This window comes from Demequina rhizosphaerae (genome assembly GCF_000971255.1).
Classification (GTDB): Bacteria; Actinomycetota; Actinomycetes; order Actinomycetales; family Demequinaceae; genus Demequina; species Demequina rhizosphaerae.
Genome location: NZ_BBMC01000003.1, coordinates 194,468 through 214,643, shown reverse-complemented (window position 1 = coordinate 214,643; position 20,176 = coordinate 194,468). Strand labels below are relative to the sequence as shown.

At 72.3% G+C, this 20,176-nt stretch carries 17 protein-coding genes and 6 tRNA genes; 12 read left to right on the top strand and 11 right to left on the bottom strand.

What is annotated here, in order from left to right:
* Positions 1-4: 4 nt before the first annotated feature.
* The 6 genes from thrS to AOM07_RS04680 form a co-directional block, all read right to left on the bottom strand.
* A complete protein-coding gene (gene thrS, locus AOM07_RS04705; RefSeq protein ID WP_062311639.1) occupies positions 5-1,978 on the bottom strand; it encodes a threonine--tRNA ligase in 1,974 nt (657 codons plus the stop codon).
* A 98-nt stretch (positions 1,979-2,076) separates the two neighbouring features.
* Positions 2,077-3,651: a deoxyguanosinetriphosphate triphosphohydrolase family protein gene (locus AOM07_RS04700; RefSeq protein ID WP_062311638.1), complete on the bottom strand. Its 1,575-nt coding sequence runs from the start codon at positions 3,649-3,651 to the stop codon at positions 2,077-2,079.
* 58 nt (positions 3,652-3,709) lie between these two features.
* A complete protein-coding gene (locus tag AOM07_RS04695; RefSeq protein ID WP_228374391.1) occupies positions 3,710-4,243 on the bottom strand; it encodes a 2'-5' RNA ligase family protein in 534 nt (177 codons plus the stop codon).
* 122 nt (positions 4,244-4,365) lie between these two features.
* Positions 4,366-4,440 (bottom strand) — tRNA-Val (locus AOM07_RS04690).
* A 27-nt stretch (positions 4,441-4,467) separates the two neighbouring features.
* Positions 4,468-5,337, bottom strand: coding sequence for an aminotransferase class IV (locus AOM07_RS04685; RefSeq protein ID WP_062311636.1), 870 nt, complete (start codon positions 5,335-5,337; stop codon positions 4,468-4,470).
* Positions 5,334-6,431, bottom strand: a complete 1,098-nt coding sequence (locus tag AOM07_RS04680; protein ID WP_062311635.1) for a chorismate-binding protein — start codon at positions 6,429-6,431, stop codon at positions 5,334-5,336. Before AOM07_RS04680 ends, AOM07_RS04685 begins: the two co-directional genes overlap by 4 nt.
* 139 nt (positions 6,432-6,570) lie before the next feature.
* Between AOM07_RS04680 and AOM07_RS04675 the strand changes: the two genes are divergently transcribed.
* The 7 genes from AOM07_RS04675 to AOM07_RS04645 all read left to right on the top strand — a co-directional run bounded on the left by AOM07_RS04675 (position 6,571) and on the right by AOM07_RS04645 (position 8,989).
* A tRNA-Gly gene (locus AOM07_RS04675) sits at positions 6,571-6,643 on the top strand.
* 32 nt (positions 6,644-6,675) lie between these two features.
* Positions 6,676-6,746: transfer RNA gene (locus tag AOM07_RS04670), tRNA-Cys, on the top strand.
* A gap of 1 nt (position 6,747) precedes the next feature.
* A tRNA-Val gene (locus AOM07_RS04665) sits at positions 6,748-6,822 on the top strand.
* 49 nt (positions 6,823-6,871) lie between these two features.
* Positions 6,872-6,947: transfer RNA gene (locus tag AOM07_RS04660), tRNA-Gly, on the top strand.
* A gap of 54 nt (positions 6,948-7,001) precedes the next feature.
* Positions 7,002-7,076: transfer RNA gene (locus tag AOM07_RS04655), tRNA-Val, on the top strand.
* Positions 7,077-7,162: 86 nt separating this feature from the next.
* The gene (locus AOM07_RS04650) at positions 7,163-8,560 is read left to right on the top strand and encodes a DUF2252 domain-containing protein (RefSeq protein WP_062311634.1); all 1,398 of its coding nucleotides are present in this window, start codon (positions 7,163-7,165) and stop codon (positions 8,558-8,560) included.
* A gap of 96 nt (positions 8,561-8,656) precedes the next feature.
* Positions 8,657-8,989 (top strand): potassium channel family protein, encoded by a 333-nt coding sequence (locus tag AOM07_RS04645; RefSeq protein ID WP_062311633.1) that lies wholly within the window; start codon positions 8,657-8,659, stop codon positions 8,987-8,989.
* A gap of 61 nt (positions 8,990-9,050) precedes the next feature.
* On the opposite strand, the gene fucO is transcribed toward AOM07_RS04645, so the two are convergent.
* Complete coding sequence (gene fucO, locus AOM07_RS04640) at positions 9,051-10,217, bottom strand: lactaldehyde reductase (protein ID WP_062311632.1); 1,167 nt, start codon at positions 10,215-10,217, stop codon at positions 9,051-9,053.
* A 200-nt stretch (positions 10,218-10,417) separates the two neighbouring features.
* Here fucO and AOM07_RS04635 point away from each other — a divergent pair, with 200 nt between their 5' ends.
* Complete coding sequence (locus AOM07_RS04635) at positions 10,418-10,951, top strand: hypothetical protein (protein WP_062311631.1); 534 nt, start codon at positions 10,418-10,420, stop codon at positions 10,949-10,951.
* Here the strand turns inward: AOM07_RS04635 and AOM07_RS04630 are convergent.
* Together AOM07_RS04630 and AOM07_RS04625 are read right to left on the bottom strand one after the other, a co-directional pair.
* The gene (locus tag AOM07_RS04630; protein WP_062311630.1) at positions 10,948-11,547 is read right to left on the bottom strand and encodes a DUF1684 domain-containing protein; all 600 of its coding nucleotides are present in this window, start codon (positions 11,545-11,547) and stop codon (positions 10,948-10,950) included. The two genes, AOM07_RS04635 and AOM07_RS04630, sit on opposite strands and share 4 nt — an antisense overlap.
* Positions 11,544-12,122 carry a TetR/AcrR family transcriptional regulator gene (locus AOM07_RS04625; RefSeq protein WP_062311629.1) on the bottom strand — a complete coding sequence of 193 codons (579 nt, stop codon included), beginning with the start codon at positions 12,120-12,122 and terminating at the stop codon, positions 11,544-11,546. The genes AOM07_RS04630 and AOM07_RS04625 overlap by 4 nt, the downstream gene beginning before the upstream one ends.
* 171 nt (positions 12,123-12,293) lie before the next feature.
* Between AOM07_RS04625 and AOM07_RS04620 the strand changes: the two genes are divergently transcribed.
* The 3 genes from AOM07_RS04620 (at position 12,294) to treZ (ending at position 17,159) form a co-directional block, all read left to right on the top strand.
* Positions 12,294-12,803, top strand: coding sequence for an organic hydroperoxide resistance protein (locus AOM07_RS04620; protein ID WP_084830110.1), 510 nt, complete (start codon positions 12,294-12,296; stop codon positions 12,801-12,803).
* A gap of 79 nt (positions 12,804-12,882) precedes the next feature.
* Positions 12,883-15,408, top strand: coding sequence for a malto-oligosyltrehalose synthase (treY, locus tag AOM07_RS04615; RefSeq protein WP_062311628.1), 2,526 nt, complete (start codon positions 12,883-12,885; stop codon positions 15,406-15,408).
* On the top strand, positions 15,405-17,159 hold the full coding sequence (gene treZ, locus AOM07_RS04610) for a malto-oligosyltrehalose trehalohydrolase (RefSeq protein ID WP_062311627.1): 1,755 nt from the start codon (positions 15,405-15,407) through the stop codon (positions 17,157-17,159). The genes treY and treZ overlap by 4 nt, the downstream gene beginning before the upstream one ends.
* A gap of 117 nt (positions 17,160-17,276) precedes the next feature.
* On the opposite strand, the gene AOM07_RS04605 is transcribed toward treZ, so the two are convergent.
* Both AOM07_RS04605 and AOM07_RS04600 read right to left on the bottom strand, forming a co-directional pair.
* Positions 17,277-18,668, bottom strand: a complete 1,392-nt coding sequence (locus AOM07_RS04605) for an HNH endonuclease signature motif containing protein (RefSeq protein ID WP_062311626.1) — start codon at positions 18,666-18,668, stop codon at positions 17,277-17,279.
* 176 nt (positions 18,669-18,844) lie between these two features.
* On the bottom strand, positions 18,845-19,027 hold the full coding sequence (locus AOM07_RS04600; protein ID WP_062311625.1) for a hypothetical protein: 183 nt from the start codon (positions 19,025-19,027) through the stop codon (positions 18,845-18,847).
* A gap of 123 nt (positions 19,028-19,150) precedes the next feature.
* Between AOM07_RS04600 and AOM07_RS04595 the strand changes: the two genes are divergently transcribed.
* Positions 19,151-20,173, top strand: a complete 1,023-nt coding sequence (locus AOM07_RS04595) for a polyphosphate kinase 2 family protein (RefSeq protein WP_084830109.1) — start codon at positions 19,151-19,153, stop codon at positions 20,171-20,173.
* Positions 20,174-20,176: the final 3 nt, after the last annotated feature.

Genomic DNA, 20,176 nt, shown 5'->3' with positions numbered 1-20,176 from the left:
GTCGTCAGACCTGCGCCTTCGTGCGCACGGCCTCGACGATGCGGCGGACGGCCTCGTCGACTGGGACCTGGTTGTCCTGGCTGCCGTCGCGGTAGCGGAACGACACGGCGTTCGCGTCCGCGTCGTCGCCGCCGGCGATGAGCGTGAAGGGGATCTTCTCCTTCGACGCGGTGCGGATCTTCTTGGGGAAGCGCTCGTCGGAGGCGTCGAGCTCCGCGCGGATGCCCTCGGCGCGCAGTTTCGCGACCACCTCGCCGAGGTAGTCGTTGAAGGGCTCGGCGACGGGGATCGCGCGCACCTGGACCGGGGCCAGCCACACCGGGAAGGCGCCCGCGTAGTGCTCGGTGAGGATCGCGAAGAAGCGCTCGATCGAGCCGAACAGCGCGCGGTGGATCATGACGGGGCGCTGACGCGAGCCGTCGGGCGCCGTGTACTCGAGCTCGAAGCGCTCGGGCAGGTTGAAGTCGAGCTGGATGGTCGACATCTGCCAGGTGCGGCCGATCGCGTCGCGCGTCTGCACGGAGATCTTGGGGCCGTAGAACGCGGCGCCGCCCGGGTCCGGGACCAGCTCGAGGCCGGAGGCGACGGCGACCTCGCGCAGCGTCTCGGTGGCCTCGTCCCACACCTCGTCGGAGCCGACGAACTTCTCCGGGTTCTTGGTCGACAGCTCGAGGTAGAAGTCCTCAAGGCCGTAGTCCTTGAGCAGGCCGAGCACGAACTCGAGGGTCTTGGTGAGCTCGTCCTTCATCTGCTCGCGGGTGCAGTAGATGTGGGCGTCGTCCTGCGTGAAGCCGCGCGCACGGGTCATGCCGTGGACCACGCCGGACTTCTCGTAGCGGTACACGGTGCCGAACTCGAACAGGCGCAGCGGGAGCTCGCGGTACGAGCGGCCGCGCGAGTCGAACACGAGGTTGTGCATCGGGCAGTTCATGGGCTTGAGGTAGTAGTCCTGGCCCTGCTTGGTGACGTTGCCCTCGGCGTCGCGCTCCTCGTCGAGGTGCATCGGGGGGTACATGCCGTCGCGGTACCAGTCGAGGTGGCCCGAGACCTCGAAGAGCTGACCCTTGGTCGCGTGGGGCGTGTAGACGAACTCGTACCCCTCCTCGACGTGGCGCCGGCGCGAGTACTCCTCCATCTCCATGCGGATCACGCCGCCCTTGGGGTGGAAGACCGCGAGGCCCGAGCCGATCTCGTCGGGGAACGAGAACAGGTCCATCTCCGCGCCGAGCTTGCGGTGGTCGCGGCGCTCGGCCTCGGCGAGGCGCTCCTTGTACGCGACGAGCTCCTCCTTCGAGGGCCACGCGGTGCCGTAGACGCGCTGGAGCTGCGGGTTCTTCTCCGAGCCCTTCCAGTACGCGGCGGCGGAGCGCATGAGCGACCAGCCGTTCTGCAGCACGCGGGTCGTCGGCACGTGCGGGCCGCGGCACAGGTCGCCCCACGCGCGGTCGCCGTTGCGGCGGACGTTGTCGTAGATGGTGATCTCGCCCTCGCCGATCTCCACCGAGGCACCCTCGGCGCCCTCGGTGTCGTGCGTGAGCAGCTCGCACTTGAAGGGCTCGTGCGCGAGCTCGGCGAGCGCCTCCTCGCGCGTCACCTCGCGGCGGACGAAGGCCTGGCCCTCCTTGACGATGCGCTGCATCGCCTTCTCGAGGGCCTTGAGGTCCTCGGGGGTGAAGGGCGTCTCGACGTCGAAGTCGTAGTAGAAGCCGTTCTCGATCGGCGGGCCGACGCCGAGCTTCGCGTCGGGGTTGACCTGCTGCACGGCCTGCGCGAGCACGTGCGCGGTCGAGTGGCGCAGCACCATGAGGCCGTCGGGGTCGGAGGTGGGGACCGCCTCGACGGAGGCGCCGGCGGGGACCTCGCGGGCGAGGTCCCACAGGGCGCCGTCCACGCGCATCACCACGACGTCCTTGCGGTCGCCGAACAGGTCGGTGCCCGTCGTGCCCGCCTCGAGCTCTCGCTCGACGCCGTCGATCATCGCATTCACGCTGGGCACAGGTCACTCCTTGGACGTTCGGTTGTACGGGACGATGCTACCGATCCGGCGGGCCTCGGGTCACCGCGGCCGGGCGTCGTCTACAGCCCCTGTCCCCCGTCCCACAGCCGCTCGGACGCCCCCGAGACGAGGTTGGCGACCGACATGGCCTGCGCATCCGTGAGGGACGCGACGTAGTCGATGATGCCGCGGCCGGTCGCGTAGCGGCGCAGCGCGTGCGCGTCCGTGGTGGGCAGGAGCTCGGGGCGGGTGTCGCGCACCTTGAGGTAGTCCTCCGCGGCGAGCTCGACCAGGTCGAGCAGGCGGCGCGGCGCGCGGCGCACCTCGTCGTCGTCGTCGAGCCACGCCGCGAAGCTGGTGACGAGCCGCTCGATCACGCTCGCCTGGCCGCGCTGGTACACCGCGAGGTCGGGGCGGTGCAGCACGAAGCGCTCCTGGAGGAACTTCAGCACCGCGACGTCGTGGAAGGCGGCCGCGTCGAGGCTCACGTGGCCCGACCGCACGTCGGGGTCGCGCGTCACCTGGATCGAGTGCTGGAGGCGCGCGATCCACCCGGCCATGAAGACCGCGAGCGTGCGGTCGGCGGCGAGCGAGCCGTCGTACGGCACGGACAGCAGCCCGTCGACCACCTCGTCGGCGACGCGCGCGACCGACTCGCCGAACGCATCGTCCCCCGCGATCCACGGGTCGTGGCTCACCAGGCGGCGCCTCAGCAGCTCGAGCCCGTGACCGGGCGTGCGGCGCGCGCGCACCAGATCCTCGCGCGGGATCCGCGCGAGCGCGGCGCGGTCGCGGATCCACGTGCGGAACTCCGCGGAGACGGCGGCCTGGTTGAGCAGGTCCGCGCGGTAGAAGTCGTCGAGGTCGTGCAGCGAGTACGCGATGTCGTCGGCGATGTCCATGACGGAGCACTCGACGGTCTGCTGGAGAGGCTCGATCACGGGGAACGCGGCCCGCGAGGCGTCCATGTCGTCGAGGTCGAGGGTGTACGCGGAGAACTTGCGCGCCCCCTCCCCCGGCCGCCGGGGCGCGAGGCCGCGCGGCGTGTATGGGCCCGGCGACCAGCCGTCGCCCTCCTCGCGCAGCCACGGGTACTTGAGCACGGCCGCGCGGACCGCGGACGTGAGGTTGAGGCCCGCGCCGGCGCGGTCGTACTCGTCGAGCCGGGTGAGGATGCGGAAGGTCTGCGCGTTGCCCTCGAATCCCTCCTCGAGCCCGAAGCGCTCGCGCGCGAGGCGGTCGAGGGTCTGCTCCCCCAGGTGCCCGAACGGCGGGTGGCCCAGGTCGTGCGCGCTCGCGGCCGCCTGCACGACGACCGCGTCGCAGCCGCCGAGGTCGCGCACGAGCGCGCCCCGCTCGCCCCAGTCGCCCGCGAGGGACACGGCGATGGCGCGCGCGACCGCGGTCACCTTGACGGAGTGCGTGAGGCGGTTGTGGACCGCGAGGCCCGCTCCCGACTGCGAGATCACCTGGGTGACGGCGGACAGCCGCGAGAAGTACGGCGAGAAGCGGATCCGCTCGAGGTCGACGCGGTACTCGGGCCGGTACTCGACCAGCTGGAACTCGTCGAGGCCCTCGGGCACGGAGCGCGCGACGCGGGGGTCGGTGGCCGCGGGCGCGTCGGCGGTGTGGTCGCGCGCCGGGGTGCCTGTCATGCGTGCCTCCGTCCGTCCCTACGGGGACGCTAGCGAGACGGGACGATGCGGGCAAGGGTCACGCGGCGGCCGCCCCCGGTCCGGCGAACGGATGGGTCGAGAGCACGCGGTAGCGGGCGCCCGGTCCGGGCTCGCTCGCGACGACGTGGAGCGCGGCCGGCTGCCACGGGACGGCGAGCGGCGCGTGGCGGAGGGCGTCGTGGGCGGCGGCGCCGCGGATCCGGTGGCGGGACCGCCCGACGGTGAGGTGGCCCGTGAACGGACGGTCGCGGCCCGGGACGCCGGCCTCCTCGAGCGCCTCGTCGAGGCTGGCGGCGGCACCGTCGGCGCCCTCGACGGGCAGCGCGACCACGCGCGCTGTGAGCGCCACCGCGAGCGGCCCGATGAGCAGCCGCGGCGGTCCCGAGGCGGCGGCCGCGAGCGCCGCGGCGGCCTCGATGTCGGCCCGCGCATCGGTCTCGCCGACGAAGCGCAACGTGACGTGGCGCTCGGCGCGCGGCGTCCAGCGGTCGACTCCCGCCTCCCGGGCGCGGAAGACCACCGCGGCGTCGAGGACGGCGTCGAGAGCGTCGTCCACGGCGTCGGGCGTCATGATCCCCACGAAGAGCCGCACACCTCAGCGTAGGACCAAGGCGTCGACTCCGGCGTGACGAGCGCGCATCGTGCCTGGAAAAGCCGAGAGGCCGTCCGGATGATCCGGACGGCCTCTCGTCGTGGTGGGCGATACTGGGATCGAACCAGTGACCTCTTCCGTGTGAAGGAAGCGCGCTACCCCTGCGCCAATCGCCCCTTGCGGTGCGGAGACAACTATAGCGGCTATTTGGAGCGCCTCGGTGCAGGGTCCGCGTCGCGCGCGGCGCGCTCGTCGAAGACGACGGCCAGGCGCTCGAGCAGCGGACCCCGCTCGACGAGGGTGCCGTCGAGCGCGGTGAGCGGCTGGACCCGGCGCGTCGAGGACGTGACGGCGGCGAAGGCCTCGCCCCGCACCACCTCGTCGAGCGCGCTCATGTCGAGCTCGCCGGGCGCGGCCGCGCGGATCGGGATGCCGGCGTCGGAGCCCCACTCGAGGGCGAGGCCGCGCACGATGCCGGGCAGGCAGCCGGACGCGAGCGGCGGCGTGACGATCTCGTCGCCGCGCTCGATGAGGATGTTGCTCGCGGTGCCCTCGCACAGGTGACCGTGGGTGTTGGCCATGAGCGCCTCGTCGGCGCCACGCGAGCGCGCGAACTCCATCATCACGACGTTCTCGGCGTACGAGGTGCTCTTCACCCCCGCGATCGGCGAGCGCTCGTTGCGCCGCCACGGCACGCGCACCGCGCGGCACTCGGTCAGCGCCGGGCCGTCGTTCGCGGTCACGACGATCGTGTGCGGCCCCTCGCCGCGCGCCGACGACATGGGCCCCGGGCCCGACGACACGGTCACCCGCAGCCGCGTGAGGCCGTCCCCGGCGGCCAGCACCTCGCCGATCGCCTCGCGCACGGCGTCCTCGTCCACGGGCGGCATGCCCATGCGCGCGGCCGAGTAGGCCAGCCTCTTGAGGTGGCGGCGCAGCGCGAAGGCGCGACCGCTCACCACCTCCATCGTCTCGAAGACGCCGTCACCGACGGTCCACCCGTGGTCCCCCGCCCGGACGATCGGCTCGTCCTCGGCGCGCAGGAGCCCCCCAGCCCACACCAGCGTTGTCATGGCGTCATTGTGGTGGTCGAAGCGAGCCCTATCAACCGACGCGCCTTGAGCTCCGTCTCCTCCCACTCCCCATAGGGGTCAGATCCCCACGTAATGCCCGCGCCGGTGCCGAAGCGCAGCCGTCCGCCCTGGTCAGGGGACCATGCGAAGGTGCGGATCCCGACCGCGAGCTCGGCGGTCCGGGCGTCCGCGTCGATCCATCCGATGCCGCCGCAGTAGGCACCGCGGGCGGTGGGCTCCTCGCGCGCGATGATGCGCAGCGCCGAGGACTTGGGCGCCCCGGACACCGAGCCGGGCGGGAAGGTCCCGTCGAGCAGCGCGGGCCACAGGTCGGGCGTCCAGTCGTAGGCGGTCGCGAGCGCGGCCTCGACCGTCGACTGGAGGTGCACGAGGCCGGGGTGCTCGTGGAGCCCGAGGAACTCCGGCACGGTCACCGAGCCGGGCACCGCGACGTGCGAGACGTCGTTGCGGATGAGGTCGGTGATCATGACGTTCTCGGCTTCGTCCTTGGGGAGCATCGACTCCCCCGGTGCGCACGTGCCCTTGATGGGGCTCGACGAGACGCGCTTGCCGTCGACGCGCAGGTAGAGCTCGGGCGAGGCGGACACCACCCACGCGCCAGGCCAGGCCGCGGTCTCCGGGATGACGATGCGGGAGGCGAAGCGGGCGGGGTTGCCCGTGGCGAGACGATGCGCGAGGGCCACCGCGTCGGGGCCGGGCCCCGTGGCGGGCAGGGGCGCCTCGAGCATGCGGCAGAGGTTGACCTGGTAGACCTCGCCCTCGCGGATGTCGTCGCGGATCGCCTCCACGCCCGCGACGTAGGCCTCGCGGTCGAGGGAGGTGCTCCACGCCTCCGGGGCGGGCCCCTCCCACCCCCGCCCGGGCGCGGGCTCGGGCACCGCATCGTCCCGCTCGACGGAGGCCATCCGCCACGCGTCGAGGCGGCCCTCGAAGGTCGCGACAACCACCCAGAAGCCGCCCTCGGCGACGCGCGCGCCGTCCCGGGCCAGGTCCACATGCTCGACCGGCCGGGATGCGCGAACGCCCCGGAACGCGGCGCTGCCCGCGCGTCGCGGATCGTCCTCCCACTGCATGCCGCCCACGCTAGCGGCGGCTGTAAACGGGGGCCGAACGAGGGCCGAACGGGACGACACGCTCAGCAGGGCGCCGATTTGGTTTCGCGCGCCGATATCCGCTAAGGTCTATCTCTCGTCAGGGCAACAGCCCAGACATGCGGACGTGGCTCAGTTGGTAGAGCATCACCTTGCCAAGGTGAGGGTCGCGGGTTCGAGTCCCGTCGTCCGCTCGGAGCGTCGTAGCCCTAGGCTACGGCACTACGGTGGAGTGGCCGAGAGGCGAGGCAGCGGCCTGCAAAGCCGTATACGTGGGTTCGAATCCCATCTCCACCTCGGGCGATTGGCGCAGCGGTAGCGCGCTTCCCTGACACGGAAGAGGTCACTGGTTCGATCCCAGTATCGCCCACCACGAGGTTCCTTCGGGTTCCTCTGAAGTCCGTGGCTTCTGCCCCGGCAACGCGGACGTGGCTCAGTTGGTAGAGCATCACCTTGCCAAGGTGAGGGTCGCGGGTTCGAGTCCCGTCGTCCGCTCCAAGGACCGCCGGTCTCCCCCAGGGGAAGCCGGCGGTCGCTCCGTCTGGAGAAGACGGGCGATTGGCGCAGCGGTAGCGCGCTTCCCTGACACGGAAGAGGTCACTGGTTCGATCCCAGTATCGCCCACCACGCACGAAGGCCCCCGGGTTCGCCCCGGGGGCCTTCTGTCGTCTCCAGCCCGCGCGCCCCGCGGCACGCCGCTCGATGATGGAGGCATGACCGATGCGCTGGATCCGCGCGCGCCCCGCCCACGGCTCGAGGAGCAGCTCGCGCGCGGCCGCGCGTTGCGCCGCACGCTGAAGCGGCGCGACCACGCCGCGCTCGAACTGCCGGACCGGGACGTGATCGGCCTGCTCGAGGAGCAGAACGCCACCCGCATGCCGGAGATGGTGCCGATCCGCGTCGGGCGCATGATGCAGTCGCCGTTCGCGTTCTATCGGGGCACCGCCGCCCAGATGGCCCACGACCTGCGCGACGCACCGCGCACGGACGTCCGCGTCGTGGCGTGCGGCGACGCGCACCTCGCGAACTTCGGGCTGTACGCGTCGCCCGAGCGCCGGCTGATGTTCGACCTCAACGACTTCGACGAGGTGGACGTCGCCCCGTGGGAGTGGGACGTCAAGCGGCTCGGCGCGAGCATCGTGCTGGCGGGCCGCGACATCGGCGCCTCCGAGAAGGCCTGCGCCGCGGCGGTGTCCGAGGCGGTGTGCGCGTACCGCGGCGGGCTCGAGAAGCTGTTCGCGATGACCGCCCTCGAGCGCTTCTACTACCGGGTGGAGGCGGACCGGGTCGAGGAGTCGACCCGGGGCTCCGCCGCGCGCCGCCTCATGCGGACGGCGGAGAAGAAGGCGCGCAAGCGCACCTCGACCCGGGTGCTGCGGTCGATCACGACGGAGGGCTCGGGTGGCGACCTGCGCATCGTCGACGATCCGCCCATCCTGCGGCACCTCGGGCTCATCACCCCCGAGTCGACGCTGCGGCTCATGAAGGTGTACCGCGACACGGCCGCGCCCGACGTGGTCACGCTGCTCGAGCAGTTCACGGTGGTGGACGGCGCGTTCCGCGCGGTCGGCGTGGGATCGGTGGGGCTGCGCGCGCACATCGCCCTGCTCGTCGGACCGTCCGGCGAGCCCCTCTTCCTGCAGGCGAAGGAGGCACGCCCGTCGGTGCTCGTGAGCCAGGGCGGCATGCCCCTCGGGCGTCCGGAACGTGAGCCCCAGCCCCCGGCCGGCCTGGGGCGCGAGGGCTGGCGGGTCGTGACCGGGCAGCGGATCATGCAGGCGGTCTCCGACCGCTTCCTCGGCTGGTTCGCGCACGAGGGCCGCGACTACTACATCCGGCAGTTCCGGGACATGAAGGGCGCGATCGACCTCGAGTCGCTCACCGCCGCGAGCCTCACGGACTACGCGGCCGTCTGCGGCGCCCTGCTGGCGCGCGCGCATGCGCAGAGCCCCGGCGCCGGGACCATCCGGGGCTACCTCGCCGACGGCACGACGTTCGACGAGGCGATCGCCGCCTGGTCCCGCCGCTACGCGGATGTCGCCGAGCGGGACCACGCGGCGCTCGTCGCCGCGGTCAGGTCGGGCCGTCTCGACGCCGAGGAGGGCGTGTAGCAGGGCGTGTAGAGCCCTGCGCGGGGCGCTCCCTTCCTACGATGGCGGCAGGACGCATCGCCGCGCCCGCTCCGCCCGCGCGCACGAGGAGGAACCGTGTCAGACCCGCTCGATCAGCCCGAGATCCGGTACAAGGACTCCGCCACCTACCGCCGCCTGGGGATCGCCGCGGTGAGCCTCCTAGCCGTCGGCACCGTCGTCTACCACCAGCTCGAGGGCTGGAGCTGGGTGGACTCGCTCTACTTCAGCACCGTCGCCCTCACCACCGTGGGCTTCGGCGACCTCACGCCCACGTCCGACGGGGCCAAGCTCTTCACCGTCGTCTACCTCTTCGTGGGCGTGAGCATCCTGCTCGCGTTCCTCAACGCCCGGATGGTGCGGCGTCGACCCTTCCACCCGCACGACGACGGAGGCAACCGCGACGGCTGACGACCCGCACGCGACGAGGGCCGCCGGCTCGCGCCGACGGCCCTCCCCGCATCGTCCCGTGTCAGCCGACGGTGGCGCCGAGCAGCGAGCGGTACAGCGTCTCGAACTGCGCGACGGTCGTGGCGCGCGGGTTGCCGCCCGCGCACACGTCGTCGAACGCGGCCTGCGCGAGCGCCGGGACGTCGTCCGACTTCGCGCCGATCTCGTCGATCGTGAGCGGGTTGCCCAGGTCGCGCGTGAGCTGCGCGACCGCGTCGACGGCGGCCTCACGGGCGTCCTCGAGGGGCATACCGTACGCGTTCTCGACGCCGAAGGCCGCGGCGATGTCGCGGTACTTCTCCCCCGTCTCCGGCGCGTTGAACGCCATCACCGGGGCGAGCAGGATGCCGTTGGCGACGCCGTGCGGCGCCGCGTAGAAGGCGCCCAGCGGGTGCGCCATCGCGTGCACGATGCCGAGGCCCACGTTGGAGTAGCCCATGCCCGCGATGTACTGCGCGAGCGCCATTCGCTCCATCGCCTCGGCGTCGCCGTCGGCCGCGGCGCGGAGGGACGCCGCGATCACCTGGATCGCCTTGAGGTGGAACAGGTCCGACAGCTCCCACGCGCCCTTGGTGGTGTAGCCCTCGATGGCGTGCGTGAGCGCGTCGAGGCCGGTCGCGACCTTGAGCGCGCGCGGCGCCGTGGCCATCATGTCCGCGTCGACGACGGCGAGGATCGGGATGTCGTGGGGGTCCACGCAGACGAACTTGCGGTTCCGCTCGACGTCCGTGATGACGTAGTTGATGGTGGTCTCCGAGGCGGTGCCCGCGGTCGTGGGGACCGCGATGATCGGAACCGACGGGTTCTTCGTGGGCGCGACGCCCTCGAGCGAGCGCACGTCCGCGAACTCGGGGTTGGCGATGATGATGCCGATCGCCTTGCACGTGTCCTGCGGCGAGCCGCCGCCGACCGCGATGAGCACGTCCGCGCCGGCCGACTTGAAGGCCTCGACGCCCGCCTGCACGTTCTCGATGGGCGGGTTGGGCAGCACGTCGGAGTACACCTCGTACGGGATGCCCGCCGCGTCGAGCAGTGCCGTCACCTTGGCGGTCACGCCGGAGTCGATGAGCACCTTGTCCGAGACCACGAAGGCCTTGGTGAAGCCGCGCGACTCGAGCTCGCCCGGGATCACCTCGATCGCGCCCGCGCCGAAGTAGGCCGTCTGGTTCCAGATCATCCGATGTGCCACGTCGCACCTCCATTCCTGAGCCCGCGCGCGGCCGTCACCGCAGGAGACGCGGACCCGATGCCGTGAATCGTTTCACCACTGGCGCACCCCGGGGAGGGCCGGAGGTCCCGGGGCGGGCGGCATCCCTCGCAGAACCCCTGCGCGTGCGCGTACGGTGGCAGGAAGGGCGTCGTCGCCTCGGCGCCGGGAGGAGGCGCAGCATGTCACGCGAGGACAGGCTCAAGGAGGCGGCCCGCGCGGCCACGGGCGACGACTCGGTCCTCGACGTCGCCGAGTTCATGCCGGAGACCGCGCTCGACGACCCGATCTGGAACACGCGCGCCGACAGCCACGTCGCGCACGACGACACGGGCGCGCCCGAGACCGTCGCGGCCGGCGCGCACCTGGGCGAGGACCTCGCGTCCCACCACGCCGAGCTGCCGCCCCACGTCTGCCTCGCGGTCACGCCCACGCAGGTCCACGTGCTCGGCCTCCCCCACGGCTTCTTCGCGGCGCACCCGGAGCGCGCGTACCTCATGGGCTCGTTCCCCCGCCACGAGCTCGAGGTCGAGGTCACGGGCCGGCTCACCGACATCGTGGTGCGGCTGACCGACACGACCTCGGGCGCGGTGATGAGCCTCGTCGCCGACCGCCTCTCGGCGTACCACCCCAAGACCGTGATCGAGCTGCTGCGGATGTCGGCGCGCCACCACGACTCGCTCGACGATCCGGCGGCGGACCAGCCTCAGAGCTAGCCGGCGATCGGCACGTGCAGCTCGCCCGCGTCGACGGGCAGCGCGAGCGTGTTGCCGGGCCCGGGCAGCGGGCACACCCAGTCCGACGAGTACGCGCACGAGGGCTGGTACGCGAAGTTGAGGTCGACGACGAGCGCCTCGCGCGTGCCGCCCAGGTCCGCGCCCTTGACCGTGTCGAGCACGTAGCGGCCGCCCCCGTACGTGCGCGGCGAGGCGTCCTTGAGCGGCACGAAGATCCCGCCGCCGTAGCTGTCGAGCCACCACACGTCGAGCCCGCCGAGACCGGGCAGGTCGACGCGGCCGACCCGCTCGAAGGGCACGACGCCGTCGGTGGGCGTCGGCACCTCGCGCCGCTCCGGCGCTGCCGGCTCGACGCGCACGACGAAGCGCAGCGCCGGGTCGTAGGGCGCCACGTCGGGCGTGAACGATGCGCGGGCGCCGGCGGGCACGGGGGTCGCCGGGTGGTCGCGCAGCAGCGCGGCGCGGCCGTGGGCCCACATGCGGTGCGCGACCTCGGGGTCGGGCTCCGCGCGCACCTCGGCGTAGAGGTCCGCGACGTGGATGCGCCAGTCGCGCACGTCCCACGCGTCCGTCACGACGACTCCCGCACGAGCGCCCCGATGGCGTCCGCGAGCGCCCGGGCCACGCCGTCGGGGTCGTGGTCGAGGTACCCGGCGACGAGCGCTCCGTCGCGCAGCATCATGATCTGCTCGGCGAGCCCGGTCCGGTCCGCGACGCCTCGGCGCGCGAGCCACGCGTCGATCGCGGCGACCATGAGCGCGCGGAACTCCGCGACGACCCTCCGTACGGGGTGGTCGGGCTCGGGGTACTCGGCCGCGGCGTTGATGAAGGGGCACCCCCGGAAGTGCGGGCGGCACATCTCCTCGGTGAGCGCGGCGGCGAGCGCGTCGCGGTCGAGATCGTCCGACCCGGACTCCTCGATCACGGCCCGGACGCGGGCCAGCTCGCGCTCGAGGTAGGCGACCACCGCATCGTCCTTCGTCGGGAAGTGCCGGTAGAAGGTGACCTTGGAGAAACCTGCCTCGGCGAGGATGCGGTCGGCGCTGACGGCACGGATGCCGTGCTCGGCGAACTGGGCCGCGGCGACGTCGAGGATCGCCTCGCGGACGCCCGGCCCGCGGGCGGGACGACGATCGGCGGTCACGGTCATGTGCACGGCTCCTCTCCTGCGGATCGCTCGGGCGCTCCGGCCTCTCCGGCTTCTCCCACGTTCCTCCGGAAGCTCCGCGCCCTCGGGAATCCATCCTGCCCCGACTTGCGTTCGGCTTCATGTAGACGTACTAGTAACTCTACAACCCGATCCGGAACCCAGGAGGAGCGCATGACCGAGCACACCGACACCGTGGCCGCAGAGACCGACGTCGACATCACCCCGGGCGAGGGCGCCGAGCACGACCGCGCACCCAAGCACCCCAAGGCCTTCTACACCGCGCAGGCCACGGCCACCGGCGACGGTCGCAACGGTCGCGTCGCCACGAGCGACGGCCTGCTCGACCTCGACCTCGTCATCCCCAACCCGATCACCAAGCCCAAGAAGACGAACCCCGAGCAGCTCTTCGCGTCGGGCTTCGCGGCGTGCTTCAACTCGGCCTTCCAGGGCGCGGCGAAGCTGCTCAAGGTGAAGCTCATCGAGTCGGAGGTGACGGCGCGGGTCGGCATCGGGCCGGTCGCGCTCAACCGCTTCGGGCTCGGAGTGCGGCTCGCCGTCACGGCGACCGGGATCGACCAGGAGACCGCCGAGCGCGTCGCCGAGAAGGCCGAGCAGATGTGCCCCTACTCGAACGCCACGCGCGGCAACATCCCGGTCGAGATCGAGGTCAGGGTCAAGTAAAAGCCCTCCCAAGGGAATACCAGCCTCCCCGGGGTGCGTCTGTCATGATGGTCACACCCTGAGGAGGCTGGTTCTCTCTATGACGACAGACGTCACGCCGGAACGATCGAGGAGCACGAAGAGGCAGGGGCACCGCGCGGGCGCGCAGGTTCCCGTCTCGACCTACAGGCTGCAGCTGAGCGAGGACTTCACCTTCGCCGACGCCGCGGACCGCCTCGACTACTTCGCCTCGCTGGGCGTGTCTCACCTGTACCTCTCCCCCATCCTCACGGCCGCCCCCGGCTCGACCCACTTCTACGACGTGGTCGACCACTCGCGCATCGCCGAGGTGCTCGGCGGCGAGCAGGGCCTGCGCAACCTGTCGTGGCAGGCGGGCGAGCGCGGCATCGGTCTCGTCGCGGACGTCGTGCCCAACCACATGGCGGTGCCGACTCCCGCCTTCCACAACAAGGCGCTGTGGTCCGTGCTCGAGCACGGCCTCGAGTCCCCGTTCGCCCACTGGTTCGACGTCGACTGGGAGTCCGGCGAGCCGGTCCTCATGCCGGTGCTCGGCCAGCGCATCGGCACGGTGCTGTCCGCCGGCGAGCTGTCGGTCGACCACATGGTGGTGCCCGGCCACGAGGACCGCGGCGGGGTGCCGGTCCTGCGGTACTGGGACCACGTGTTCCCCGTCCGTGCGGGCACCGAGCACCTTCCCCTGGCCTCGCTCGTGGAGGAGCAGCACTACCGCCTCGCCTACTGGCGCGTGGCCAACGAGGAGCTCAACTACCGGCGGTTCTTCGACGTCGGCTCGCTCGTCGCCGTGCGCGTCGAGGACGAGGACGTGTTCGACGCGACCCACGAGCGCATCGTCGCCCTCATCAACGACGGCACGCTCGACGGGCTCCGCATCGACCACCCCGACGGGCTCGCGGACCCCGAGGGCTACCTCGCGCGGCTGTCCGAGGCGACGAACGGCGCGTGGATCGTCGTCGAGAAGATCCTCGAGGACGAGGAGCGCCTCCCCACCACGTGGCGGTGCGCGGGCACCACCGGCTACGACGCGTCGTGGCGCGTGGGCGCGCTGCTGCGCGACCCCGCCGGAGCGGCGCCGCTCGCCGGCACCCTGCATCGGGTCGCGGGCGACGCCATGGGCGAGCTGCCCGACATGATCGACGCCGCGAAGTGGGAGATCGTCCGCGAGTCCCTCTCCAGCGAGGTCCACCGCCTCGCCACGATCGCGCACCACGTGTGCACCACCGACGTGCGCCTGCGCGACCACACGTGGCGCGCGCTCTACGACTGCCTCCGCACCCTGCTCGTCACCTTCGACCGCTACCGCGCGTACGTGGTGCCGGGCGAGAAGGCGCGTCCCGCCTCGGCCGAGGTCATCGACCACGCCGCCGAGCGCGCCCGGCGCGTCCTGGACCCCGAGCGCCACGAGACGCTCGACGTCGTGGTGGACCTGCTCAAGGGCGCGGAGGTCGGCTCGGCCGGCCGCACCGTCGACGCGAAGCGCAGCGAGCTCATCACGCGCTTCCAGCAGGCCTGCGGCGCGGTGATGGCCAAGGGCGTCGAGGACACCGCGTACTACCGGTGGACCCACCTCCTGCCGCTGTGCGAGGTCGGCTCCCCCGCCGGCCGGTTCGCGATGCCGCCGGCGGCCTTCCACGCGTGGGCGCACGAGCAGCAGCAGCTCTTCCCGCACGCGATGACCTGCCTGTCGACGCACGACACCAAGCGCTCGGAGGACGTGCGGGCCCGGCTCGGGGTGCTGTCGGAGGCCGCGGACCAGTGGGACGAGCTCGTCCAGCACCTCCGCACCATCACCGAGGAGCTGCGCCCCGCCGAGCTGGACGGGCGCACCGAGAACCTCTGGTGGCAGACCCTCGTGGGCACGTCCGACGAGGACGGGCTCATGGCCTGGGACCGTCTCGAGGGCTATCTCCTCAAGGCGATGCGCGAGGCGAAGTCGCACACCACCTGGACGTCGGTCAACGAGACCTACGAGTCGCAGGTGCTGTGGTTCGCGCAGACCACGCATGCCGACCCCGCGGTGCGCGAGGCCGTCGAGGGCTGGAACCGGCTGACCGCGACGGGCGTGCGGGCGGCGATCCTCGGCCAGAAGCTGCTCCAGCTGACCGTGCCGGGCGTCCCCGACGTCTACCAGGGCACGGAGCTGCTCGCCCCGAGCCTCGTGGACCCCGACAACCGGCGGCCGGTCGACTTCGACCTGCGGCAGGAGACGCTGCGGCGGCTCACCGGTCGGGCGAAGCCCCGCGGCCTGGCCGAGGAGAAGATGCTGGTGACGTCCGCGGCCCTGCGGCTGCGCCGCGACCACGCCGAGGCCTTCATCGGTGCGGACTCGGGCTACGTGCCCCTCGCATCGTCCTCGGGCCATGCGGTGGTCTTCGCGCGCACGGTCGCCGAGGAGCCGACGGTCATCACGGTCGCGACGCGCGCGGGCCTCGAGCTCGAACGCCTGGGCGGCTGGTCCGAGCACACCGTGCAGCTGCCCGAGGGGCACTGGCGCGACGTGATCGGCCGCCAGGTGGTCGAGGGTGGCCCCGCCCCGCTCGCGCAGTTGCTGCGCAACCACCCCGTCGCGCTGCTGGAGCGGGTGTGAGCGCCCCGGTGCGGGTGTGGGCGCCCGACGCCACGAAGGTCGAGTGCCGCATCGGCCCGGCCGACGCCCCCGTGACCGCGGCCATGCGCCCCGCCGACGACGGCTGGTGGGAGGGCCCGCGACTGCCCGCGCGCACCGACTACGCGTTCGTGGTGGACGGCAACGGGCCGTTCCCGGACCCGCGCAGCGCGTGGCAGCCGCACGGCGTGCACGGGCCCTCGCGTACGTTCGACGCGGACGCCCACGCGTGGGGCGACGGCTCGTGGGCGGGCGTGGACGCGCGCGGCGCGGTCCACTACGAGCTCCACATCGGCACCTTCACGCCGGGCGGGACGCTCGACGCGATCGATGCGCACCAGCTGCGCGACCTGGCCGCGCGCGGGATCGAGATGATCGAGCTCATGCCGGTCGCCGCCTTCCCGGGCGACCGCGGCTGGGGCTACGACGGCGTCGCGCTCTACTCGGTGCACGAGGCCTACGGCGGGCCGGAGGCGCTGCAGCGGTTCGTCGACCGCGCGCACCAGCACGGCCTGGGCGTGTGCCTCGACATCGTCTACAACCACCTGGGGCCGGACGGGAACTACCTCGCGCAGTTCGGGCCGTACTTCACGGACGCGCACGAGACGCCGTGGGGCTGGGCGGTCAACCTCGACCAGCCGTCGGCCGAGGGCATGCGGCGCTTCATCGTCGACAACGCGCTGCGGTGGTTCGAGGACTTCCACCTCGACGCGCTGCGGCTGGACGCGGTCCACGCGCTCGTCGACGACTCGCCCCGCCACATCCTCGCGGAGCTCGCCGACGAGACGGCCTCTCTGGCCTCTCGGCTCGGACGTCCGCTGTCGCTCACCGCGGAGTCCGACCTCAACGACGTCGCCATGGTGACGCCGACCTCCAAGGGCGGCCTCGGCATGACCGCCCAGTGGGCCGACGACGTCCACCACGCGCTCCATGCCTACCTCACGGGCGAGCGGCACGGCTACTACTGCGACTTCGGCTCGATCGAGGCGCTCGACAAGGTCTACCGGGACGTCTTCCTCCACGACGGCGGCTTCTCGACCTTCCGGGGCGAGGACTGGGGCGCCCCGGTGCCCGCGTCCACCGACCGCCGCCGCTTCGTCGTGTTCGCCTCCAACCACGACCAGGTGGGCAACCGCGCGCTCGGCGACCGGCCGGCCTCGCGCCTGTCCCCCGGTGCTCAGGCGGCGTCCCTCGCGCTCGTGCTGCTATCCCCCTTCACGCCGATGCTGTTCATGGGCGAGGAGTACGGGGAGACCCGTCCGTTCATGTTCTTCACGGACCACGACGAGCCGCTCGGCTCGGCGGTGTCGGAGGGCAGGATGAGCGAGTTCGCGGGACACGGCTGGGAGGACCTCTACGGGGGCTCGATCCAGGTGCCGGACCCGCAGGACCGGCAGACGTTCCTCCGGTCCAAGCTGGGATCCGGTGTCTCGGCCGCGTCGCCCGGGCACCAGCGCATCGAGCGCTGGGTCGCCGAGGCGATGGCGGCCCGAGCGGCGACGCTCGACGACGATGCCTGGGCCGCCCACCCCGCCGGCGCCTCCGAGCAGGCGCCCCGCCAGCTGACGATGCACGGCCCGGTCATGGTGCACGCGAACCTGTCGGACGCGCCCATGGTCGTGCCTGCGGCGTCGCCGGCGCTGGCGGTCTTCGGTTCTGTCGAGGCCTCCGAGGATGGGCTCGTGCTCGCGCCCGATGCGGTGGCGTTGGTGGCGGCGGAGGGCGCGGCGTAGGCCAACGCTGGCGTCCGGCGCCTCCCTCGTGCGCGTACCGGGGCGTGCCGTTGCGGCGCGTCCGGGGATGCCGGTGCGGCGCCTCCGGGGGTCCGGGTGGGCGCCGTGGGGGCGGGGTCATCTGGGTGGTCCGGCGGTGCCGGTGAGGTCGATGTGGAGGGCGGCCTTGCCGCCTTGGCGGGGTCGCCGCTGAGGGTCGACCGATGCGGGCGGGATGAACCACACCTCGGTGGCGGTGGCGCGGACCTGCCAGCCGTCGTCGTGGATCCTGTGGTGGCATCTGGTGCAAAGGAGCACCCCGTTGGACAGGTCCGTGGGGCCGGAGTCCAGCTTCCACCAGGCGATATGGTGCGCGTCGCACCACGCCACGGGGGCGTGGCAGAACGCGCAGCCACCGTCGCGTTCGGCCAACGCGTGACGTTGGGCGGGGGTGAAGAAGCGGCGGGCGTAGCCCACGTCGAGCACCTGGGAGCCGCCACCGAGGACGATGGGCAGCACCTTCATGTCGACCGCGAGGCGTCGCGTCTGACCGGCGGACAGCGGCGTGCCGATGGCGTCGCACGACCCGATGCCCACACCCGTGCGCAACGCGTCGTGGTCGATACGGATCACGACCTCCGTGGACACGCCGGAGCCGGGCTGGTCGCAGCGCATCCCGTGGCGGGCGAGGTCCACGAGCGCGTCGACGCGGATCCGTCCGGCCTCACCTGCCGGGGCCGCTCCCAGGCCCTCCTCGCGTCGCTGACGGAAGGCGGCCTTGACCTGCGCGTCGACCCACGTCTTGATCGGTGCCGCCGACGCCGGATCCAACAGCCCCGAGATCCGCACCATCCCGTCGGCGTTCTCCGTCAGCGCCAGGTAGCGTTCGCCGCGCTGGCGCTTCTCGCGCTCCTGCCACCGGTCCTGGTCCCACCGGGCCCGCAGCGCCAGGCACGCCTTGCGCAGATCCGCCAGCGACAGCTTCAACGCCTTGGCCACCAGCGCCCGCTCGACCTCCTCACCGGCACCGTCCATGGCCTCGAGGGTGTCGATCAGCAGCGCCGCCTGCGCGGCGGACAGGTCGCCCGCCTTGACCGCCGCCGCCACATGCGGGAACCGGGGCGCCTGACCGCCCGCGCCGCCCGAGCCCGAGCCCGAGCCCGCGCCACCCTGCCCGCCGGAACCCGCATCGTCCCCACCGCGGTCGCCGTCGTCGCCGGACCCGAAGAGCCCGCCGGTGGCGATCGCATCGTGCGCCTGACCGGCCGACCCGCCGCGCTGCTTGGCGACCATCCCGGTCGCGTTCCGATGCCCCCGCCGGCGTGCCATCCCACCGCCGGGCTTGTCCTTCGAGCGGCGCTGGATCTCCGCGGCGAGCATCACGCCCGGCACATCCGCCAGCCGGGCCAGCCTGCCCGCGACCTCCAGCGCGGTCGCGAGCTCGTCCTCCGACAGGGTGCGCAGGTCGCGCTGCTCGAAGGGCTTGAGCGGCACCAAGCCCTTCGCGACATCCAGCACCGAGAACTCCATGGGACAAGTCCACCACCAGGGTCAGACAACGCCCTCGAAGCATCATCCCTGCTATGTGGACAAATGAGTGCCCCCACAAGACCGGGGACATCACCCCACCCCGACAGTCCCGGCCCCCTCACGCTGGGCACGCCACAGCCCGCGCACCACCCGGGGTGCGCTGCCAACTCGCGCGGCTACGAGTTCAGCGCCTCGAACACGTCGTAGATGAGGAACGCCGGCCACACCAACGCCTGCAGCAGCGCCCCGACGTGCTCCCAGAAGCCGTCCGCCTGCTGCCAGAACCACACCGCCGACCCCACGATCGCGAGGAAGTACGTGCCGCCCCACCCCGCGTTCGCACCCGTGTTGCTGCTCATGACGACTCACCCCCCGGGAACGACGGAAGCGTCCCTTCTCCCGGTTTAGCAGGAGCGCCACCCGGCCGCCAGCGCTGGGACGCGGTTATCGTGGCAGTTAACGAGCCGTTCAGGGAGGCACACGTGGCGACACCGGGGTGGCGGGTTCGGCCGTCGGACATCCTGCGCGTGGGCGAGGGCTTCGACCTCGGCTCCTTCGACACGCGCGCGACGCCGGGATTCTCCGGCGGCAAGGCCGAGGGCACGGCCGCTATGGCGCGGCTCGGCGAGAGGCTGTCGGACCTCCAGGAGATGCTGTACGCGGAGGGCCGCTCGGGCAGCGAACGCGCCGTCCTGCTGGTCCTCCAGGGCATGGACACGTCGGGGAAGGGAGGCATCTCACGGCACGTGCTCGGCAAGGTCGACCCTCAGGGCGTCGCGGTCCGCTCGTTCGGCGCGCCCACGGCGGAGGAGCTCCGCCACCACTACCTGTGGCGCGTCCGGCGCGCGCTCCCCCGTCCCGGGCGGATCGGCGTGTTCGACCGCTCGCACTACGAGGACGTCCTGGTGGCGCGCGTGGCGGGGCTCGTCGAGGGCGACCCGTGGCAGAAGCGCTACGCCGAGATCAACCGCTTCGAGCAGCAGACCGAGGACGCGGGCATCACCGTGGTGAAGTGCGCGCTCATGATCTCGCCGGACGAGCAGCTCGCCCGGCTCGCGAACAGGCTGGAGCGCCCCGAGAAGTTCTGGAAGTACGACCCGAGCGACCTCGACGCACGGGAGAGCTGGGACGCCTACATGGATGCCTACCAGGACGTCTTCGACGCAACCTCCACGCCGTCGATGCCCTGGCACGTCGTCCCTGCCGACCGCAAGTGGTACGCACGCCTCGCCGTCACGCAGCTTCTCATCGACACCCTCGAGGACATGAACCTCGCCTGGCCGCCGGCCAGCTTCGACGTCCAGGCCGAGCGCGCCCGCCTCGAGGCCCTCCTGCCGGTGGACGATGCGGCGGCCGGGGACGACGCGGAGCCCGCCCCCGCGAAGAAGGACAAGAAGGCCGCCAAGAAGGCGAAGGGCGGCAAGAAGTCGAGGCCCGGCAAGGACGAGGGCAAGGCCCAGGCAAAAGCCAAGAGCAAGAGCAAGAAGAAGGGCAGGAAGGGCTGAACC

Coding starts and splice junctions, on each gene's coding strand:
- AOM07_RS04600 (WP_062311625.1), bottom strand. CDS start 19,027: ATGAGCAGCAACACGGGTGCGAACGCGGGGTGGGGCGGCACGTACTTC.
- AOM07_RS04700 (WP_062311638.1), bottom strand. CDS start 3,651: ATGACAGGCACCCCGGCGCGCGACCACACCGCCGACGCGCCCGCGGCC.
- AOM07_RS04620 (WP_084830110.1), top strand. CDS start 12,294: ATGACCGAGCACACCGACACCGTGGCCGCAGAGACCGACGTCGACATC.
- AOM07_RS04680 (WP_062311635.1), bottom strand. CDS start 6,431: ATGCAGTGGGAGGACGATCCGCGACGCGCGGGCAGCGCCGCGTTCCGG.
- AOM07_RS04605 (WP_062311626.1), bottom strand. CDS start 18,668: ATGGAGTTCTCGGTGCTGGATGTCGCGAAGGGCTTGGTGCCGCTCAAG.
- AOM07_RS04695 (WP_228374391.1), bottom strand. CDS start 4,243: ATGACGCCCGACGCCGTGGACGACGCTCTCGACGCCGTCCTCGACGCC.
- treY (WP_062311628.1), top strand. CDS start 12,883: ATGACGACAGACGTCACGCCGGAACGATCGAGGAGCACGAAGAGGCAG.
- AOM07_RS04625 (WP_062311629.1), bottom strand. CDS start 12,122: ATGACCGTGACCGCCGATCGTCGTCCCGCCCGCGGGCCGGGCGTCCGC.
- thrS (WP_062311639.1), bottom strand. CDS start 1,978: ATGATCGACGGCGTCGAGCGAGAGCTCGAGGCGGGCACGACGGGCACC.
- AOM07_RS04685 (WP_062311636.1), bottom strand. CDS start 5,337: ATGACAACGCTGGTGTGGGCTGGGGGGCTCCTGCGCGCCGAGGACGAG.
- AOM07_RS04650 (WP_062311634.1), top strand. CDS start 7,163: ATGACCGATGCGCTGGATCCGCGCGCGCCCCGCCCACGGCTCGAGGAG.
- AOM07_RS04635 (WP_062311631.1), top strand. CDS start 10,418: ATGTCACGCGAGGACAGGCTCAAGGAGGCGGCCCGCGCGGCCACGGGC.